21 protein-coding genes are annotated in these 18,754 nt (G+C 68.3%); 11 read left to right on the top strand and 10 right to left on the bottom strand.

Going from position 1 to position 18,754, the window contains the following annotated elements; translation table 11 throughout:
- Positions 1-29: 29 nt before the first annotated feature.
- Positions 30-521: a cytochrome c-550 PedF gene (gene pedF, locus CON77_RS11535; RefSeq protein WP_101049275.1), complete on the bottom strand. Its 492-nt coding sequence runs from the start codon at positions 519-521 to the stop codon at positions 30-32.
- Here pedF and CON77_RS15585 point away from each other — a divergent pair.
- Positions 520-801 carry a hypothetical protein gene (locus CON77_RS15585; protein WP_157826932.1) on the top strand — a complete coding sequence of 94 codons (282 nt, stop codon included), beginning with the start codon at positions 520-522 and terminating at the stop codon, positions 799-801. The genes pedF and CON77_RS15585 overlap by 2 nt on opposite strands.
- 119 nt (positions 802-920) lie before the next feature.
- The gene (locus tag CON77_RS11530; protein ID WP_101049305.1) at positions 921-3,077 is read left to right on the top strand and encodes a sigma-54-dependent Fis family transcriptional regulator; all 2,157 of its coding nucleotides are present in this window, start codon (positions 921-923) and stop codon (positions 3,075-3,077) included.
- On the opposite strand, the gene CON77_RS11525 is transcribed toward CON77_RS11530, so the two are convergent.
- Positions 3,054-4,088, bottom strand: coding sequence for an MBL fold metallo-hydrolase (locus CON77_RS11525; protein WP_101049274.1), 1,035 nt, complete (start codon positions 4,086-4,088; stop codon positions 3,054-3,056). The genes CON77_RS11530 and CON77_RS11525 overlap by 24 nt on opposite strands.
- Positions 4,085-5,041: an alpha/beta fold hydrolase gene (locus CON77_RS11520; protein ID WP_198552353.1), complete on the bottom strand. Its 957-nt coding sequence runs from the start codon at positions 5,039-5,041 to the stop codon at positions 4,085-4,087. The genes CON77_RS11525 and CON77_RS11520 overlap by 4 nt, the downstream gene beginning before the upstream one ends.
- Positions 5,042-5,201: 160 nt before the next feature.
- On the opposite strand from CON77_RS11520, the gene pqqA reads away from it, so the two are divergent.
- The 9 genes from pqqA (at position 5,202) to CON77_RS11480 (ending at position 11,187) form a co-directional block, all read left to right on the top strand.
- Positions 5,202-5,276 carry a pyrroloquinoline quinone precursor peptide PqqA gene (gene pqqA / locus CON77_RS11515; RefSeq protein ID WP_082876953.1) on the top strand — a complete coding sequence of 25 codons (75 nt, stop codon included), beginning with the start codon at positions 5,202-5,204 and terminating at the stop codon, positions 5,274-5,276.
- A 92-nt stretch (positions 5,277-5,368) separates the two neighbouring features.
- Positions 5,369-6,286 (top strand): pyrroloquinoline quinone biosynthesis protein PqqB, encoded by a 918-nt coding sequence (pqqB, locus tag CON77_RS11510; RefSeq protein WP_101049272.1) that lies wholly within the window; start codon positions 5,369-5,371, stop codon positions 6,284-6,286.
- Positions 6,283-7,035 (top strand): pyrroloquinoline-quinone synthase PqqC, encoded by a 753-nt coding sequence (gene pqqC / locus CON77_RS11505; protein ID WP_232788516.1) that lies wholly within the window; start codon positions 6,283-6,285, stop codon positions 7,033-7,035. Before pqqB ends, pqqC begins: the two co-directional genes overlap by 4 nt.
- Complete coding sequence (pqqD, locus tag CON77_RS15580) at positions 7,032-7,331, top strand: pyrroloquinoline quinone biosynthesis peptide chaperone PqqD (protein ID WP_232788515.1); 300 nt, start codon at positions 7,032-7,034, stop codon at positions 7,329-7,331. The genes pqqC and pqqD overlap by 4 nt, the downstream gene beginning before the upstream one ends.
- Positions 7,315-8,502 (top strand): pyrroloquinoline quinone biosynthesis protein PqqE, encoded by a 1,188-nt coding sequence (pqqE, locus tag CON77_RS11500; RefSeq protein WP_439650565.1) that lies wholly within the window; start codon positions 7,315-7,317, stop codon positions 8,500-8,502. The genes pqqD and pqqE overlap by 17 nt, the downstream gene beginning before the upstream one ends.
- On the top strand, positions 8,502-9,314 hold the full coding sequence (locus CON77_RS11495) for a hypothetical protein (RefSeq protein WP_232788514.1): 813 nt from the start codon (positions 8,502-8,504) through the stop codon (positions 9,312-9,314). Before pqqE ends, CON77_RS11495 begins: the two co-directional genes overlap by 1 nt.
- Positions 9,315-9,317: 3 nt before the next feature.
- Entirely contained in the window at positions 9,318-9,932 is a 615-nt protein-coding gene (locus tag CON77_RS11490; protein ID WP_101049270.1) for a hypothetical protein, read from the top strand.
- A 13-nt stretch (positions 9,933-9,945) separates the two neighbouring features.
- Positions 9,946-10,470, top strand: coding sequence for a hypothetical protein (locus CON77_RS11485; RefSeq protein WP_232788513.1), 525 nt, complete (start codon positions 9,946-9,948; stop codon positions 10,468-10,470).
- 3 nt (positions 10,471-10,473) lie between these two features.
- Entirely contained in the window at positions 10,474-11,187 is a 714-nt protein-coding gene (locus CON77_RS11480; RefSeq protein WP_101049268.1) for a hypothetical protein, read from the top strand.
- Between the two features lie 13 nt (positions 11,188-11,200).
- On the opposite strand, the gene CON77_RS11475 is transcribed toward CON77_RS11480, so the two are convergent.
- The 7 genes from CON77_RS11475 to CON77_RS11445 all read right to left on the bottom strand — a co-directional run bounded on the left by CON77_RS11475 (position 11,201) and on the right by CON77_RS11445 (position 18,617).
- Positions 11,201-11,533, bottom strand: coding sequence for a c-type cytochrome (locus CON77_RS11475; protein ID WP_101049267.1), 333 nt, complete (start codon positions 11,531-11,533; stop codon positions 11,201-11,203).
- A gap of 113 nt (positions 11,534-11,646) precedes the next feature.
- Positions 11,647-13,338, bottom strand: coding sequence for a PQQ-dependent methanol/ethanol family dehydrogenase (locus CON77_RS11470; RefSeq protein WP_198552355.1), 1,692 nt, complete (start codon positions 13,336-13,338; stop codon positions 11,647-11,649).
- 259 nt (positions 13,339-13,597) lie between these two features.
- Positions 13,598-14,674, bottom strand: coding sequence for a quinoprotein relay system zinc metallohydrolase 1 (locus tag CON77_RS11465; protein WP_232788512.1), 1,077 nt, complete (start codon positions 14,672-14,674; stop codon positions 13,598-13,600).
- Positions 14,671-15,522 (bottom strand): quinoprotein dehydrogenase-associated SoxYZ-like carrier, encoded by an 852-nt coding sequence (locus CON77_RS11460; RefSeq protein ID WP_101049265.1) that lies wholly within the window; start codon positions 15,520-15,522, stop codon positions 14,671-14,673. The genes CON77_RS11465 and CON77_RS11460 overlap by 4 nt, the downstream gene beginning before the upstream one ends.
- Before the next feature lie 61 nt (positions 15,523-15,583).
- Entirely contained in the window at positions 15,584-16,414 is an 831-nt protein-coding gene (locus CON77_RS11455) for an ABC transporter permease (protein ID WP_101049297.1), read from the bottom strand.
- Positions 16,414-17,613 (bottom strand): type 1 periplasmic-binding domain-containing protein, encoded by a 1,200-nt coding sequence (locus tag CON77_RS11450; protein WP_232788511.1) that lies wholly within the window; start codon positions 17,611-17,613, stop codon positions 16,414-16,416. The genes CON77_RS11455 and CON77_RS11450 overlap by 1 nt, the downstream gene beginning before the upstream one ends.
- Entirely contained in the window at positions 17,610-18,617 is a 1,008-nt protein-coding gene (locus CON77_RS11445) for a PQQ-dependent catabolism-associated beta-propeller protein (protein WP_101049264.1), read from the bottom strand. The genes CON77_RS11450 and CON77_RS11445 overlap by 4 nt, the downstream gene beginning before the upstream one ends.
- Positions 18,618-18,754 lie beyond the last annotated feature (137 nt).

Genomic DNA, 18,754 nt, shown 5'->3' with positions numbered 1-18,754 from the left:
GCGCCAGGGCCGTGTGGCCCTGTGTGTCGTCAGTCGTTGGTGCGGCGGGTTTCCAGGTAGGTGCGGATCGCCCAGATCGCTTCCTGGCTCAGCGTGCTTTCGAACGGGGGCATGTAGACGCGGCCGTCGCGGGTGCGGCCACGGCGCACGGTGGCCAGGAAGAAATCGTCCATTTCCTTGAAGCAGGCGGCCTTTTTGTCGGCGTCGGCCAGGCCGGTGCAGTCACCGTCGAACTTGCGCAGGTCGGGAGCTATGCCGCCGGAAATCGCCTCCAGGCCGTGGCAGCGGGCGCAGTTCTGGTTGTAGGCGGAGGTGCCGATGCGCAGCGCCTCTTTCTGGGCAGGGCCGGTGCTGTATGGGTTGCTGTCCAGCCATTTGCTGCCGAGTTGCGGCAGGGTGCTGGTGTCCACCGCCTGGGGCACGACATCGCCATGGGCGAAGGCGCCGGCGGCGGCGAAAGCCAGGGCCAACGCGGCGGCGGCACGGTGCAGGGTGGGGCGGAAGGTGTGGATGGGGTGCATGGACAAAGTCTCCTGGGTTTTGAATCGCACCCAACAGGGCAATATGCGTGCCACCGAGCTTGCCCCCTGTGCCACCGCCGCGATTGCGCAGGTGCGGGCCATCCGGCTGCTCCATGGGGACACGAAGTGTTCCAGTATGGAGCATGCGTGGTGGATCTTGTCCGTTTTGGGCGGTGTGGGGTGTTCCAGTGGGGCGCAATTGGGCCGAACCGAGGGTTTTCCTGCACTGGCGAAGTCTTTGCATGTATTGATGGCACACACGAAGAAAACGACAATATGACGCAAGGAAACGACAAAAACGGGCCGGCAATCGACGGGGGCAAGTCCCTGGCGGCCGACTTTGATGCAGCGGTGGCCGGCGACTGGGGGTGGGTGGCCGGAACCACAGGAGACGACAACATGCCTTTGACACAGCCCCAAGCGCTGGTGGACGCCGGTTCTGGTGGGTGGTCTTGTTTGCCCAGCAGCCCGAAATACCAGGCCGTGATCGGTGAAGCGCACGTGCGCAGCCGCAATTTTGGCCTGAACAGCGCCGACCGGCCCGATTTTTCCAGCGTGCCCAAGCGCCATTTCCACGAGGCCCTGGACGCCAACCGTTTCCTCTACCAGCACGCGGCGCCGGTGATGGAAACCATGTACGAGCAGATCGCCAACACCCACAGCATGGTGGCGCTGACCGACAGCAGCGGCCTGATCCTGCATTCCCTGGGCGACAGCGATTTTCTGGAAAAAGCCGCCCAGGTGGCGCTGATGCCCGGGGTCGACTGGTCGGAAAAGAGCAAGGGCACCAACGCCGTCGGCACCGCGCTGGCCGAAGAGCAGCCCATCGTGGTCCATGGCCGCGACCATTACCTGTTCGCCAACCAGTTCCTGGCCTGCTCCTGCACCCCGATCTTCGACCCCTACGGCAAAGTGGTGGGGGCGCTGGACGTGACCGGCGACGAACGCAGCTACCACCACCACACCATGGCGCTGGTGCGGATGTCGGCGCAGATGATCGAAAACCACATGTTCGCCAACGTGTTCCCGGACGCGGTGCGCATCCACTTCCATTCGCGCTCCGAATTCCTGGGCACCTTGGTCGAAGGCATCGTGGTGTTCAGCCAGGACGGGCGTTTCCTGTCGGCCAACCGCAGCGCCCAGTTTCAGTTGGGGCAGTCGGTCAACAGCCTGCGGGCACACACGTTCTCGTCGCTGTTCGGCCAGGCGATCTCGCAGTTCTTTGACCGCCTGCGCGGCTCGGCCGGCAAACCCGTGCTGCTGTGTCTGCACAACGGCGTGTCGGTCTGGTGCCAGGCCCGGTTGCGTCAGGTCAACCAGTGGCTGACCCCCGGTTTCCAGGTGGCTGCGACCCCGGCCCCGAGCCCCGAGTCGGTCGTGGAGGAGGTGAGCAGCCCGAACCGCCGCTGGGAAAAGCCGAGCGTGGCCACGGCCCCGGTGGCGCCGGTCACCCCGGTGGGACGGCTGGCCTCGCGGGCGGGTCTGTCGGGCTTGCATTACCTGGACACGGGTGACCCACAGGTGTCCGCGGTGTTGCGCAAGCTGCAGCTGGTGCAGGGGCGCGACATTCCCATCATGATCCTGGGGGAGACGGGCACGGGCAAGGACATTTTGGCCCAGGCCATCCACAACGATTCCGACCGCGCGGAGCGGCCTTTCGTGTCGGTCAACTGCGCCTCCATCCCCGAAACCCTGATCGAGTCGGAGCTGTTTGGCTACGAGGAAGGGGCTTTCACCGGCGCCCGGCGCAAGGGGTCGGTGGGCAAGATCCAGCAGGCCAACGGCGGGACGCTGTTTCTGGACGAAATTGGCGACATGCCGACGCAGTTGCAGGCCCGCCTGCTGCGGGTGTTGCAGGAGCGGCGGGTCAACCCCCTGGGTTCGAACAAGGAATACGAGGTCGACCTCACCATCATCTGTGCCACCAACCGGAACCTGAAGGAGCTGATCGCCCGCGGGCAGTTCCGCGAAGACCTGTACTACCGCCTCAACGGCCTGGTGGTACGCCTGCCGGCCTTGCGCGTGCGCACCGACTTCGAGGTGGTGGCCCGCAAGATCCTCGCCTCGCTGTGCGAGCGGGGCAACCAGATCGACATTTCGCCCGAGGTGATGGCCCTGTTCAAGCGCTACCCCTGGCCGGGCAACTTCCGCCAGTTGCACAACCTGATGCGCACCGCGGTGGCCATGGTGGGTTGCGAGGGCTGCATCGAGGTGTCGCACTTGCCGGACGATTTTCTGGACGAGGTGATGGCGCCACCGACCGAAGAGAGTTCGGTGGACGGGGGCTGGTCGCAGGCCGTGCCCTTGGCGGCGCCGGTCGTGCCCCTGCCGCATGCCGGCGGCCATCCGGTGCCGCAGGCGGTGGCCGACGCGGACCGCGCCGCGCCGAGCGCCCGGGGTGCTGCGGCCAAGCTGGAGGACATGACCCTGCAGGCCATGGCCGATGCGCTGCGGCGCTGCCACGGCAATGTGTCGGCGGCAGCCAAAGCGCTGGGCGTGTCGCGCAACACCATCTACCGCAAGAAAGACCAGCTACCTCCCGACGTCTGGGCCTGAACAGGCGGGCGGCTTGCGCCCTTCAATCCACCAGGGCTCGAGTTCGCGCCAGGCGCGCTGCGCGTTGAAGCCCTGGCGCTGGGCGTAGCCGGCCCAATGGGCGTAAGCGGGCAGGGCCAGCGATTCGGCTTCGCTGGCCGACCAGCCGCGGTCCATGGCCGACCACACCGCCTGCGTCAGCTCGCACAGGTATTGGCGGGTGGCGTGCAAAGTGTCGATTCCGCCCACGCTCTGGCCGATCACGGTGCGCGGCCGCAGGGCCGTGAGCTGATCCAGTGCGGCGATCCACCCCTGGACCGTGCCCTGGGCCAGTTCGGGGAGGCGGTCGCGGTAGACCAGACCGGCGGCGATCAGCACCCGTGTGTCGGCTTGCCACAGCGCCAGGTCGCTGTGGGTGTGGGCGTCGCGCAGTTCCAGGGCCATCCAGGGGCGGTCGGTCAGGCGCAGGGTCTGGCCGGGCGCCAGGGTGTGCGTGGGCAAAACGATGTGGGTGCCGCGCAGGGCGTCGGCGCCCGCGGTCTGGGTGATGTGTTCGAGGCAGCCCGGGCAGCGCTGGGCCATGGCCTGCCGGGTGTCTTCGGTGGCCCACAGGTTGGCGGGGTGGAGGTCCGAAGGTGATGACGCAAAGGCGCTGTTGCCCAACACGTTTTCGGCGTGGGCGTGGCTGTTGAGCACCCGCGACACCCCGGTTCCCCACTGGCAGCGCACCGCCTGGGCCAGCGCCTGCCCATGCAACAGGCTGGGGCCGGGGTCCACCACGGTCACCGTGGGGGCCGCGCCCAGGCCGGCGGGGGCGATGAGCACGACGTTGCTGACCACGTGCCCCCGGTTCTGGGGCGCGATGTCGGCAGCCTGGCCCTCCCAAACCCAGACCCCGGGGGCCGTGGCTTGCAAGGGCTGGGCGTTCGGGCAGTGGGCGGCGGCCCAGGCCGGTGCCGCGAGACCGCAGGCCAGGGCCCAGGCCGTCAGCCAGAGCCGGCCGCTGGGGCGGGCAGGGCGTAGGTGACTCATGGGGCAGTGGGTGGCAGCAGGGCGTGCACGCGGTCGCGCAGCGCGCGCGCGTTGTCCGGGTCGGTGCCCAGGTGTCCGGCGCAGGTGTGGTGCAGCCGGGCAATGCCGGGGCGGATCTGGTTCATCTGTCGGTGGGCCTCCCGGCTGGTGTGCGGTGGGCAGACCGCATCGTGCTGGCCATGGATGAAGTCGCAGGGGATGCCGGCCTGGGCGATGCGCTGGAGTTGCCGCGACCAGTCGCCCGGACGCATGCCGCAGTGTCGGAGCAGAAAATGGGCCTGGATACGGAATTTGGCCGCCAGTGCCTGCCCGGTGCGCCAGTCTGTGGGGCGCCGCGACTGGCGCTGCAGGCCGGCCCAGTGGCGGTGTTGCGGTGCGCGTGCTGCGGCCGTGGGGCTGTGCCGCCAGGCGCGCCGGGCGCCGTGCGCGGCGGTCAGGGCTTCCATCCGGTTCCACTGTGTCAAGGTACGCCGGTGTGTCACAGACATTGTTCCATGTTGGAGCAGTTGTGACAGCCGGTGCAGCGGCGTTCGGTGTCTGGGGCTGGCCTGAAACCCCGGTGCAGGGGGGGCAAAGCGCCGAAACAGGCGCTGCACCGTGCGTGGCTGGGCGTCAAAAGTGCCGCGCAGCACCAGGTGTTCAACCGCCTCGGGGTGCCGGGCCGCGTAGCGCAGGGCCAAGGTGGCTCCCCAGGAGCCACCCAGTACGCTCCAACGGACCACACCCAGGTGGTGGCGCAGGGCTTCGAGGTCGCCCACCAGGGTGTCCAGGGTGTTGCGGCGGGTGCTGCCGCGGGGACGCGAACGGCCGCTGCCGCGCTGGTCGGGCAGGATGGCGCGGTGCCGTGCGGGGTCGAACGGTTGGAGCAGCCCTGGGTTGCCGCCACTGCCGGGACCGCCGTGCAGCACCAGCCAGGGCTGGCCGGTGACGGGCCCCTGCACCCGGTAGGCCATGCCGAGCCCCGCGCCCAAGGGGAGTACGCGATCGCCGGAGAGGCTAGGGTAAATCCGGGGGGGTGAGGTCACACGGTGTGGCATTTATATTGCATGATGGTGCTCAAGTTGGCACCTCGTTGTGTCAGCTTACCACCCAACCACACACAGGAGATACCCCATGCAATGGACCACCCCGAGCTTCACCGATCTGCGTTTCGGTTTCGAAATCACGATGTACATCGCCAACCGCTGAAACCCGTCGGTCCGCGCTGAGGCGGACCGGGTTCCAGGCAGGCGCATGCGGCGTTGAGCCGGGTGCGCCTGTTTTTTTCGAGAGTGCCATCCATGCGTTTGAAGGTTTTGGGGTCGTCCGCCGGAGGCGGTTTTCCGCAGTGGAACTGCAACTGCCCGAATTGCGCCGGCCTGCGCGCCGGCACCATCCAGGCCCGGGCGCGCACCCAGTCGTCGGTGGCCGTCAGCGTCAATGGCGTGGACTGGCTGCTGGTCAACGCGTCGCCCGAGGTGCTGCAGCAAGTCCGCGAACACCCCGAGCTGCAGCCCGCGCGCCAGGTGCGCGACAGCGGCATCGCCGCCGTGCTGCTGATCGACGCGCAGATCGACCACACCACCGGCCTGCTGATGCTGCGCGAGCGCGGCACCCCGCTGCCCCTGTACGCCACGCCCGAGGTGCTGAGCGATTTGGGCGACGGCTTCCCGCTGACCCGCATGCTGTCCTTTTACTGCGGTCTGGACACCCGGCCCATCGCCCTCAACGGCACCCCGTTGGACCTGCCTTTCCTGGCCGGCGTGGACGTGCTGCCCGTGCCCCTGACCAGCCAGCCGCCGCCGTACTCGCCCTTCCGCGGCAAACCGCGCGTGGGCGACAACATCGGCCTGCTGTTCGTCAACCGCAAGAATGGCCGGCGCTTGTTCTACGCTCCTGGCCTGGGCCAGATCGAGCCCCAGGTGCAGGCCGCCATGGCCAGTGCCGACGTGGTGCTGGTGGACGGCACCTTCTGGACCGAGGACGAGATGATCCGCCTGGGCCTGTCGAAAAAGCCCGCCGCCGTCATGGGCCACCTGCCGCAGAGCGGTCCGGGCGGCATGATCGAGGTGCTCGACGCCCTGCCGGCCAGCACCCGCAAGGTGCTGATCCACATCAACAACACCAACCCCATCCTGCGCGAAGACTCGGCCGAGCGCGCCGAGCTGACGGCGCACGGCATTGAAGTGGCGTTCGACGGCCTGGAGATCACCCTGTGAGCACCGCCCTGACCCCCTCCCTGCGCGTGCCGAGTGCCGCCGACCTGCAAGCCCCGGCCTGGGACCGCGCCGAGTTCGAACGCCAGTTGCGCGCCAAAGGCGCCGGTTACCACATCCACCACCCCTTCAACGTGCGCCTGAACGGCGGCCAGTGCAGCCCCGACGAAATCCGCGCCTGGGTGGCCAACCGCTTTTATTACCAGATCTGCATCCCGCGCAAAGACGCCGCCATCCTGGCCAACATGCCCGACCGCGAGCACCGCCGCAAGTGGATCGAGCGCATCCTGGACCACGACGGCTACGGCGACTACGAAGGCTCGGCCGCCGGTGGTATCGAGGCCTGGACCCGCCTGGGCGAGGCCGTGGGCATCCCGCGCGAGGAACTGTGGTCGCTGCAGCGCGTGGCCCCCGGCGTGCGCTTCGCCTGCGACGCCTACGTGCACTTCGCCGCCAACTCGCCCTGGCAGGAGGCGGTGTGCTCGTCTCTGACCGAGATGTTCGCGCCGCAGATCCACAAAGACCGGCTGGCCACCTGGCCCGGCCACTACCCGTGGATCGACGCCGACGGCCTGCAGTACTTCCGCAGCCGCATCCCGCTGGCCAGCCGCGACGTGGAGCACGGCCTGCAGGTCACGCTGGACCATTTCGGCACCCGTGTGGCCCAGATGCGCGCCCTCGACATCCTGCAGTTCAAGCTCGACGTGCTGTGGAGCATGCTCGACGCCATCGAAAAAGCCTGCCAACCATGAGCGACGCCACCTCCGCCAGCGCCACCCCGCCGGGCGATGCCCTGCCGGCGCACCCCAGGCTCTCGCGCCTGTTCCGGCTGCAGTTCGAAAGCGCGCAAAACGCCTGGGTGCTGCTGTATCCCGAAGGCATGGTGCAGCTCAACGCCAGCGCCGCCGAAATTTTGCGCCGCTGCGACGGCCGCAGGCACTTCGACGACATCGTTGACGAGCTGCAATCCTTGTTCAACGTGCAGGGCATCCGCGAGCAGGTCGCGGCCCTGGTGCAGGAGGGGCAGCGCCGTGGCTGGATCGACTGAGACGCTGACGCCGCCGGCCCCGGCCACCGCCCCGGTGACGGCCGGCCCGCCGCTGTGGCTGCTGGCCGAGCTGACCTACAAGTGCCCGCTGCACTGTGTGTTCTGTTACAACCCCACCGACTACCCGCGCTACGACCGCGAGCTGACCACCGCCGAGTGGGTGGACGTGCTGCGCCAGGCCCGCGCCATGGGCGCGGCGCAACTGGGTTTCTCGGGCGGTGAGCCGCTGGTGCGCGACGACCTGGAAGAGCTGGTGGCCGAGGCCCACCGCCTGGGCTTCTACACCAACCTCATCACCTCCGGCGTCGGCCTGAACGACAGCCGCGCCCGCCGCCTGAAGGAGGCCGGGCTGGACCACATCCAGCTCTCCTTCCAGGACTCCACCCGCGAACTCAACGACTTTCTGAGCCACACCAAGACCTTCGAGCTCAAGAAGAAGGTGGCGGCACTCATCAAGGCCTACGACTGGCCGATGGTGATGAACTGCGTGCTGCACCGGCACAACCTGCCACACGTCGGTAAGATCATCGACATGGCGCTGGACCTGGGCGCCGAGTACCTGGAGCTGGCCAACACCCAGTACTACGGCTGGGCCCTGCACAACCGCCAGCACCTGCTGCCCACGCGCGAGCAGCTGGTGGAGGCCGAGGCGGTGGTCAACCGCTACCGTGCGGAGATCGGCAACCGTTGCCGGGTGCTGTTCGTGGTGCCCGACTACTTCGAGGAGCGCCCCAAGGCCTGCATGAACGGCTGGGGCAAGGTGTTCCTGTCCATCGCGCCCGACGGCACCGCCATGCCCTGCCACAACGCCGGCAACCTGCCCGGGCTGCAACTGCCCAACGTGCGCGACCTGCCCCTGCACGACATCTGGCACGGCAGCGGCGCCTTCAACCACTTCCGTGGCTACGACTGGATGCAAGAGCCCTGCCGCAGCTGCGACGAGAAGGAAAAAGACTTTGGTGGCTGCCGCTGCCAGGCCTACCTGCTGGCCGGCGACGCGGCCGCGGCCGACCCGGTGTGCGGCAAGTCGCCGGACCACGAGAAGGTGGTGCAGATCGTGCGCAACGCCTCGGCCGTGCCCACGCAGCCCATCGTGTTCCGCAACGACACCGAGGCCCGGGCTCTGCTGCGCGCCGGTGGCGAAGCGACGGTCTGTTCCGCGAAGGGGTGATGCCGTTGCGCCGCCCCGCCTTTGCCCACCAGGCCATGTTCGGCGCCTGGCTGGTGCGGCGCCTGCCCTGGTTCCAGCGCCCGGCCTGGGGGCTGGAGCAGGGGCCGCAAGGTCTGTTCCTGCTGTGGGCGGCTTACGTGGGGTTGTTGACCGCGGGGGCTGTGTTGCTGTACGAAAAAGGCGTGTGGGCCATGCTGTTGCGTGCCGACCCCACCGGGTTGACCCTGGCCATCCTGCTGCTGTTCGCGGTGTGTACCGGCTGGGTGGGCGCGCGCGCCTGGCACCTGGGGCGGCAGCGCGAGGCCTTGCTGGCCTGGTCGGCGCCTTTGCCGGCCGCGGGTGACACCGCCGTGGATGCCGCTGCCCTCCGCCCTGCGGATGGGGCGGCCGGCCGGGTGGGGCAGACCGGTGCCCCGATCGACCGGCGCTGGGCCCACACCTACCTGGAGGCGGTGCGCCAGCGCGGCACCGACGTGGGCGTGGCGCGCGACCTGCTCACCGAAGCCAGCCACGGCCCGCACGAGATGGCCTGGTGGTTCAACGGCATCCAGCTCAAGCTGGGCTTGCTGGGCAAGGTGATCGGGTTTTCCATCCTCGCGCTAGAACTGGGCCAGATGCAGAACTTCGACCCCAGCCAGTCCACCCAATTGCTCAAAAGCCTGACCGGTGGCCTGGGCATCGCCCTGCTGACCACCATGACCGGACTGGCCGGCAACATCCTGCTGGGCCTGCAATTGATGCGCCTGGACCGCCACGCCGACGCCCTGGTGGCCGACATCCTGGCTCTGGGCGAGCACCAGCGCGGGGGCTGAACCATGGCCATCGGCAGACCGGCCCGCGACACCGAGGCCGACCCGTTCTACGACATGCTGTTCAACATCCTGATCGCGTTCGTGTTCTGTTTCGTGATCGCGATGCTGGCCTTCAACCCCCAGGCGCGCAAAAAGGGCGACATCCCGGCCAAGGCCGAGTTCATCATCACCGTGTCCTGGCCAGACAACAACCCGAACGACGTGGACACCTGGGTGCGCGACCCACAGGGCAATGTGCTGTGGTTCCGCCAGCGCGACGCCGGCCTGATGCACCTGGACCGCGACGACCGCGGCGCCAAGAACAACACCGTCATCGTCAACGGGCGCGAAATCACCAACCCCATCCGCCAGGAGATCGCCACCCTGCGCGGCTTGATGCCGGGCGAGTACGTGGTCAACGCCCACTACTACGACAGCCGCGACCAGCAGCCGGTGGACGTGTCGGTGGCGGTGGTCAAGGTCAACCCTCAGGCCGACATCGTCTACACCGGGCAGGTGCGCATCCCGGCCAAAGGGGCCGAGCGCACCCTGGTGCGCTTCAGCCTGGACGAAGCCGGCTTGGTGTCCGACCTGGGGACCGAGCCCTACACCCTGGTCGAGACCGTGGGCCTCAAGTGACAAGGACTTTCCCATGATTCCAGCCGTTTCCTCGCAACTGCTCATGCTGGGCGTGTTGTACGCCCTGTTGGCCTTTGGGCTGCTGGTGTTGTGCCTGGCCACGCGCTGGCCGGTCTGGGTCAAGGGCCTGGGCATCGTGGCGGTGAGCGGGTTTTACCTCTTGGCCCAGCACACCTTCACGGGGGTGTCGGGCTGGCCCAGCGTGGACCGCCTGCCGCCCAAGTTCGTGTTCCTGTCGGCCGTGTTCGACGAACCGGTGCCCGCCAAGGGCCACGACGGCGCCATCTTCCTGTGGGTGCACCCGGTGGCGGACGGCAAGCTGCTGGACATGCCCCGGGCCTATCGCCTGGCTTACCAGAAGGACCTGCGCGGCATCTTGGAGGACGGCCTCAAAAAAGCCCGCGACGGCAACGCCCAGATGGGCAGCGCGACGCCGAAACGCGGCCCGGCCGGCTCCAGCTGGCTGCGGCCCGCGGGCAACGAGGACCTGGAGATCCGCCTGAGCGACGTGCCCCGGGCCCAATTGCCGGAGAAGTGAGCCATGTTGTCACCCGTGACCCCCGCCCGCGCGGCTTGTGCCTGGACCTTGGCCGGTGTGGCCGCGTGCCTGAGTGCCTGCGGGCCTTCGGCCTCCAACGTCTGGTTCCCTTTGGATGAGGGTTTGCAGCAGAGCTACCGGGTGCGCCAAGACAGCACCGACGCCTCGAGCGAAACCACCTGGACCCAGACCGTGCGCGCGCCCCTGACCTGGAACGGCGAGCCGGTGGCGGTGCGCCACCACTCGGCCGGGGTGGAGTTTTACCTGAAATCCACCGAGGCCGGGGTGCAGCGCGTCGCGGTGCGGGCCGAGGTGGACGGCGAGGCCTTGCCCGACGACCCGCCGCGCTGGGTGCTCAAAGCCCCTTACGTGGTGGGCACCGAGTGGAGCACCCCCACCGTGCCCTACCTGTTGCAACGCCGCAACGAGTACCCGCGCGAGTTGCGCCACACCCACCGGCTGAACATGCAATGGCGCATCGCCGCGGTGGACGAGACGGTGGAGACCCCGGCCGGCCGGTTCCAGCCCTGCCTGCGGGTGGACGGGGTGGGGCAGCTCAACTTGTACACCGACCCGGTCAACGGGTTCAGCGACGTGCCCATCACCGGCAAGGAGTGGTATTGCCGCGGCGTGGGACTGGTGAAATGGGAACGGCACGAAACCGTGCCGTCGGGGTTTTTCCTGGGCGGGTCCGTCAGCGCCGAATTGTTGCGCTGACCGGCGACCGGCCTCAGTCTTTCTGGCTCAGCACCCACTGGGCCAGGGTTTTCAGGTCTTCGCCCGACATGCTGCTGTGCGCCGGCATCGGGATGCGGCCCCATTTGCCCTTGGAGCCGTTCTGGATCGACTGCACCAGGGTGGCGGTGGCGCCGCTGTCGCCGGCGTACTTGGCGGCGATGGCCTTGAAGGCGGGACCGACCACTTTTTCGTCCTTGGCGTGGCAGGAATAGCAGCCGTTGGCCTTGGCCAGTTCGGTGGCCTTGCTCAGGTCGGCGTTGGCCAAGACATGGGCGCTGGCCCCTGCCAGGGTCATGGCCAGGGCAGCGGTAACAAAGGTTTTCATGGGTGTCGCTCGGTCAAATCTCGGGAAAAAAGACACCGCAGGCCAAACCACAGCAGCCTGCGGTGCCGTCAATGTCCATGCCGGTTGTCGCACCCCGGCATGGGAACCCACAATCACTTCATCAGTTTGAAGGTCCAGACGGAGCCACCTTGCTCCAGGAAGTTGACCTTCTTGGCCACTTCACCGCCCCACAGCGGCACCGCACCGCCCCAGCCGGACACGACGGTCACGTACTGCTCGCCGTTTTCCTTCCAGGTCACGGGCGGGGCCACCACACCGGAGCCGGTCTGGAACTGCCACACGATCTTGCCGGTCTTGGCGTCGGCGGCCTTCAGGTAGCCTTCCGGGGTGCCCCAGAACACCAGGTTGCCGGCGGTGGTCAGCACGCCACCCCACAGCGGGGCCTCGTTCTTGACTTCCCACTCGATCTTGCCGGTCTTGGGGTTGACCGCGCGCAGCGAGCCGATGTAGTCGTCGTACAGCGGCTTGATGGTGAAGCCAGCGCCCAGGAAGGCCGCGCCTTTCTTGTAGGTGATGGGCTCGTTCCAGATCTCCATGCCCCATTCGTTGGACGGCACGTAGAACAGACCGGTCTTCGGGCTGTAGGCCATGGGCATCTGGTTCTTGCCGCCCAGGAAGCCCGGGGCCGCGAACACGGATTTGCCCTTGGCCGCACCGGCGCCCGCTTCGGTCGGGTCGCCCGGGCGGTTGTTGGGGTCGAAGTTCGGGCGGCCGGTCTTGAGGTCGATGCCGTTGGCCCAGGTCGTCTTGGTGACGAAGGGGAAGGCGTTGATCAGCTTGCCGGTGGTGGCGTCGTTGACGTAGAAGTAGCCATTGCGGTCGGCCTTGCCGCCCACGCGCTTGCCGTCCATGTCGAAGGTCACGAACTCGTTCACACCGTCGAAGTCCCAGCCGTCGTTCGGGGTGTTCTGGTAGTGCCACTTGATCTGGCCGGTCTTCACGTCGATGGCGACGGTGGAGGCGGAGTACAGGTTGTCGCCCTTGCGCACGTGGCTGTTCCACGGGCCGGGGTTGCCGGTGCCGAAGTAGGCCAGACCGGTCTTGGCGTCGTAGGTGCCGCCCAGCCAGGTGGCCGCGCCGCCGGTTTTCCAGGTGTCGCCCGGCCAGGTGGCGTTGGTGGTGCCGGTCACGCCGTTTTCCTTGCCGTCCTTGTAGCCCATGTGGCCTTCGACCACCGGACGCGTCCAGACCATCTTGCCGGTCTTGGGGTCGCGCGCTTCGACGCGGCCGATCACGCCGAATTCACTACCGGACACGCCGGTCAGCAGCAGGCCTTCGGCGATCAGCGGGGCAGCGGTGTAGCTGTAGCCGGCAGCGTAGTCGTCGATCTTTTCACGCCAGGCCACTTTGCCGGTCTTGCGGTTCAGGGCCACCAGCTGGGCGTCCAGGGTGCCGAAGATCACCAGGTCGTCGTACAGGGCGGCGCCGCGGTTGATCACGTCGCAGCAGGGCATGATGCCTTCGGGCAGGCGGTGCTCGTACTTCCAGAGCTTCTTGCCGGTCTTGGTGTCGAGGGCGTAGATGCGGGAGTAGGACGCGGTGACGAACATCACGCCGTCGTGCACCAGCGGCTGCGACTGCTGGCCGCGCTGCTTTTCACCGCCGAAGGACATGGACCACACGGGGGTCAGTTTGCCGATGGTCTTGGTGTTGATGTCGGCCAAGTCGGAAAAACGCTGGCCCTGCGTGCCCAGGCCCCAGCTCAGCACGTTGTCGGGGGTGGCGGCGTCTTTGGCGATCATGTCGTTGGTGACTTGGGCGCCAACCTGTGCGGCGGCGGCCATCACCAGGATGCTCAAAAGTTTTTTCTTCACGTTCAGTCTCCTGCTGTCTGTGGATGGGCGTAGGAATTGTTCGACCGTTGCTCGGTTCGCCCAGTGCGCACCGATCACGTGTCGCGGGAAAAGGGGCAAATTGCGTGCCAGCTTGTCGTCTACGGGACAACCCGAAGTTTTGGCGCCCGCGCTGCCGACTTTGGGCCGGTCATTTGCGGGAATGTGCCAGCCCGCCGTGGCAGGGCTGTCACAGGTGTTCAACTTTGGATCACTGGCCTGTGACAGGTGACGCCGGACCCGCCCGCAAGGCCGCCAATTCGTGCTGGGGGTACAGGTAGGTGACCGAGCGCACAAATTCCGCGGGCATGGCCGCCCAGCGGGCAAACCGCTCGGGGATGGGTTGGCGCAGCACCTCCCCCAGGTCGAGGCCGTCGCGGGCGCTGCGGCTCAGGGTCTGTTCCAGCCAATCCAGCCAGTCCCGGGTCTGTTCCAGGCCGCGCAGGTCGCTGTGCACCGGGCCGTGGCTGGGCACCAGCACCTGCAGGGGCAGGCCGGTGGCGATCTGGCGCAGGCTGTTCAAGCTGGCGCGCCAGTCGGCCAGCCGGGCGTGCGGCGTGGTCGGCACCCGGTCGGCAAAGACCAGACCCCCGGCGAAAACGACGCCGGTGCTGTGGTCGATCAGCACCAGGTCGTCGTCGGTGTGGCCGTTCAGGCGTTTCAGTTCCAGCCGGTGGCCGCCCCAGTCGAACACGCCGGTCTGCAGCGGCTGGCGCGCCGGGGTGGCTTCGGTGCCTTTCATCCAGTCGCCGCACAGGCGGAACAGGTTGTCCTCGTAGGCCTTGCCTTCGGCCTGCATGCCGCGGATGCTGCCGGGCAGGGCCTGGGTGGGCACGTCGGCATAGGCCTGGTTGCCGAAAAAATAATCGGGGTGCAGGTTGAGGTTGAGCACGCGCACCACGGGCTGGGTCGTGACGCGGGCGATGGCCTGGCGCTGCTGTTCGCCGTACAGGCGCCCCGGCCCGGTGTTGACCACGAGCACCCCGGCCGGTGTGGCGATGAAGCCGGTGTTGATGATGTTGCAGCCGTTGGCGCGGCTGAAATCGTCCACCGCGCCTTCGATGACCCAGGTGTCGCGCGCGATGGCGCGCGGCCGCAGGCCGTGGTCCAGGCGTGCCAGCGCCGGCTGGGCCACGGTGGCAGGGGGCATGGCGGGGGTCGTTTGGGCCCCGGCCGGGCCCGCTTGCAGGGCCCCGGCCAGGCACCAGGCCAGCCCGGCATGTCGGCCGAGCGCGCGGGCGGTGGGGCGGGGCAGGGCGGTGGCCTGTCGCGGGGTGCGGGGCCTCATGCCGCCACCTCGTGGTGGATGCGGTTGCCGTTGTTGTCCCGCCCCTGCAGCACCATGGTGCCGGGCGGTGTCCGCCCCAGCTCGAAGGTGATGAGCGGGTTTTCCGACACCGGCTCGTGCAGCTCCAGCCGCCACCAGAGCCGGTCGGCGCTGTCGCGCAGTTCCAGCTCCTCGATGTGGAAGGCCGGGATGCCGGCGACCAAACCGGTGTCCATCGGGTGCATCACGCGCACCCGCAGCCGGGTGCCGCTGCCTTCCAGCACGTTGCGGAAGAAGCGTGCCTGCACCTGGTTCAGTGTCTGGCTCCAGCTGCCGTCGGCGCGGGTGGCGCCGGGCACGGTGCAGCCACCGCCGGCGGCGTTCACCCAGGTCTGGCCCACGTGCCATCGGCCGTCTTGTGTGCGCACCAGGGCGCGCAGCGGCGAGCCCTGCTCCAGCCGGAAGCGGAAGGCCAGCACCGGCAGCGCCTGGCGTGGCTCGAAGGTCAGCACGTGCTGCACCGGGTTGCGGTCGGCCACCACCACGATGCGGTCGATGGTGTGGCCGGCCTGCACCAGCGCCCGGGCGTCCAGCAGCACCGGGACGTTCATCGCGTCTTCGGCAAAGGGTGGGCCTTTGATCAGGACCTGGGGGCTGAACTCGGCCGCCTCGGTGCCCATGAATTTGCGCCGCACCACCGGCCATTGCATGGAGCCCAGCGGGTCGCCGCCGGTGGGGTCGTCCTGGGCTTGGGCCGGCAGGGCCCAGCCCAGGCTGCCCGCCCCCAGTGTGCCCAGGCGCCAGGCGTTGTCGCGCAGCCAGCGGCGGCGGTTCGGCCCGCGGGGGGGCTGGGAAGGTGAGGGGGGCATCGTCGTCTCCTGTTGTGTGTGTGTCGGGATGCGCGGGCGGCGGGTCCGGGCCGCCGCCGCCTCAGGGCGCGCCGCGTTGGCGGATCCAGCCACGCTGCGGGTCGTAGCCGCGCAAGGCCAGCACGAAGAACGCCAGGCTGCCGCCGGCCAGCACGGCCAGGCCCACGCCGTTCCATTGCCCGTGCAAGGCAAAGCGCATGGCTTCCACCGCGTGGGTGAAGGGGTTGTAGCGGGCCAGGGTGTGCAGCCACAGGGCCCCGGCCTCTTCCAGCTTCCACAGCGGGTACAGCGCCGGGCTGATGAAGAACATCGGGAAAATGACGAAGTTCATCGTGCCGGCGAAGTTTTCCAACTGCCGCACGTAGACCGACAGCATCAGCCCCAGCGAGGCCAGCAGCACGGCGGCGCCCACCATCACCGGCAGTGCGGCGAGCAGGTGCAGGGGCTCGAAGGTGACGCCAAAGGCCCAGGCGATGGCCAGGAATACCGCCATCTGCACCAGCGACAGCGTGGTGCCCGCCAACAGTTTGAAGCCCAGCAGCCAGCCGCGTGCCAGTGGCGCCGTCAGCAGCAGCCGCATGATGCCCATTTCCCGGTCGTACACCAGCGACAGCGAGCTTTGCATGCCGTTGAACAGCGCGATCATGCCCAGCAGGCCGGGCACCATGTAGACCTTGTATTCGATGTAGGTTTCGTAGGGCGGGATGATGGCCACGCCGAACACGTTGTGGAAGCCCGCGGCGAACACCACGAACCACAGCAGCGGCCGCACCAGGGCCGAGGCCAGGCGCGCCGGCTGGCGCAGGAATTTGTGCAGCTCGCGGCCCACCACCGCGCGCAGGGCGCGCAGCAGGTGGACCGCCAGCGCCGGGGCCGGCGCGGTGGGGGGCATCAGGGTCGGGCTTTGCACGCAGTCTCCTTCTCGTCCACGCCCAGGGTGTCGAGCACTTCGGTGGGGTGCAGCACGCCGTCCAGCGGGGCGGTGCCGACCACGCCGTCCACGTGGCTCAGGAACAGGGGCTGGCGCAACTGGCCGTCCCAGGCGCGAAACGACAGGCGCGGGCCCTTGGCCCCATCCACAAACACCTGGCCGGCGCGCAGCTGGCGCGCCTGTTCGGCCAGGGGGGCTTTGGCGTGTTCGCCCAGCAGCGCGGCCACGGCCTTGACGGCCACCCAGGCGGCCCAGTCCTGGCCGGTCATGGGGCGTTCGGCGGCGCGCTGAAAGCGGCGGTTCACCTGCGGGCCGCCGTTGCGTTCCCAGTGCGGGTGCCAAGCCAGCGGCACCAGGCCGTTGGCGCCCACCACCGGGCGCGGCTGCTGGGTGGCGTAGGGCAGGGTGCGGGCGAATTCGCCGTCGGCGTCCAGCACCGCCACCACGTCGTGGTGGCGGTCGTTGGTCAGCAGGCGCGGGTTGGCCAGGTCCCGCTCGCGCGGATCGCCCGAGAGCTTGAACAATTTGGTCGCGGTGGCTTTGATGCCGTAGCGTTTGGCCGCGCGCTGCCACGACTGGCCCAGGGCCACGTCGTCCGGCTCCGGGCCCTGTAGCACCAGGGCGTTGCGCCAGTTGCGCGCAGCCAGGTACTGGGCCAGGGCGTCTTGCAGCATGTGCTGGCTGGGGTAGGTGTGGAACAGGGTGGCGGCACAGTTTGGGCCGCGCAGACCGTCTGCGCTGGCGCTGGCGTTGAACAGCAATGCACTGCCGCCCGCGGCCTGGGCCGCCTGGGCGGTCTGGGCCTCGGGCAGGTCCAACACCCAGTAGGTCACCTTCTCGGCCTTGAGCTGTTGCAGCAGGCGCGGCAGGTCGGCGGCGTTGCGGGCGCTGGCTTCGCGCACCTTCAGCTGCAGGTCGGCGGCGCGCAAGCCCACTTCGGCGTCGCTGGCGCCCAACTGGGCCGCTGCCAGCAGGCGTCCGCCTGAGTGACCGGGGTAGCGGCGTTCCAGGCGGCGCGGCTGGTAGCGCGGGTCGTCGTCGAGCGAGACGACGGCCACGCTGTGCGTGGTCAGCGCCAGAGCCGGCGCCGCCTGACCGCCCAGGGCGGCCAGCACCAGGACGCAGGCCCCGACCTTCCAGGGGCGGCGCACCGGCCTCACGGCAGCACCAGCGGGGTGTGCGGCACGCGGCCAGCTGCCACGGTGCGCAGCGATTTGCCCTGCTGCGTGTCCACCAGGGTCATGTCGTCCGACAGACCGTTGGTCACGTACAGGGTGCGTTCGTCCGGGCTCAGCCCCAGGCCCCAGGCGCGCTTGCCGGCCAGCACCGTGCGCCGGACCTTCTTGCTGGCCACGTCCACCTCGGCCACGTGGTTGGCCCGGCCCAGGCTGACCCAGGCGGTCTTGCCGTCGCGCGTCATCACCACGCCCACCGGGGTGATGTCGGGCTGGCGCAGCCCCTGGATCTTGAACTCCACCGTGGCCTTGACCTTGTGCGTGGCGGTGTCCACCACGCTGACGTTGGCGCTCAGTTCGTTGCTCACCCACAGTTCCTTGCCGTCGGGCGACAGGGCAAAGCGGCGCGGCCGGTTGCCGACCTTGATGTCCTTGACCACCTTCTTGCTCGTCAGGTCCACCAGGTGGACCAGGTTGGCTTCTTCGGAGGTGACGTAGGCGAACTTGCCGTCCTTGCTCACCAGAATGCCTTCGGGCTCGCCCCCGGTTTTCACTTCGAACAAGGGCTTCTTGCTGGCCAGGTCGTAGGCGGCCATCACGTTCTCGTCCTCGATGGACACGTAGGCCACCTTGCCGTCCGGGCTCAGGTCGAAAATTTCCGGGCTGTCGCCCAGGGGCACGGTGTCCACCATCTTGCCGCTGGCGCGGTCGACCACGCCCAGCTGGTTGCTGTCGCCGCAGCACACGTACAGCTTCGATTTGTCGGCGCTGAACATCATGTGGCGCGGGCGCTGGCACACGTCGATGGTGCCGGTCTGCTTGCCGCTGGCGTCGAACACGACGATCTTGTTGTCTTTTTCGCTGGACACGTACACCGATTGGGCCTGTACCGCGGCGCTGCCAGCGGCCAGCAGGGCGGCCAAAGCGGTGGCGCGGGCGGCCACACGGAACGACCGGAGGGCGGGTGTGGGGGTGCGTGTCAAAGGCATCTGTGGTCTCCTGATTTCATGGTTACTTGGCGTGCACGGGTGTCACACGCGGGGTGCCAGTAGCAAAAATGATGCCCAAAAATCGGGCTCGCTCCTTGCTTGTTGCCACGATACACCAAGCGCTGTGCCCGCATGCG

Source organism: Macromonas nakdongensis, from assembly GCF_002837145.1.
Classification (GTDB): Bacteria; Pseudomonadota; Gammaproteobacteria; order Burkholderiales; family Burkholderiaceae_C; genus Macromonas_B; species Macromonas_B nakdongensis.
This window is presented reverse-complemented; position numbering and strand designations above follow the sequence as displayed.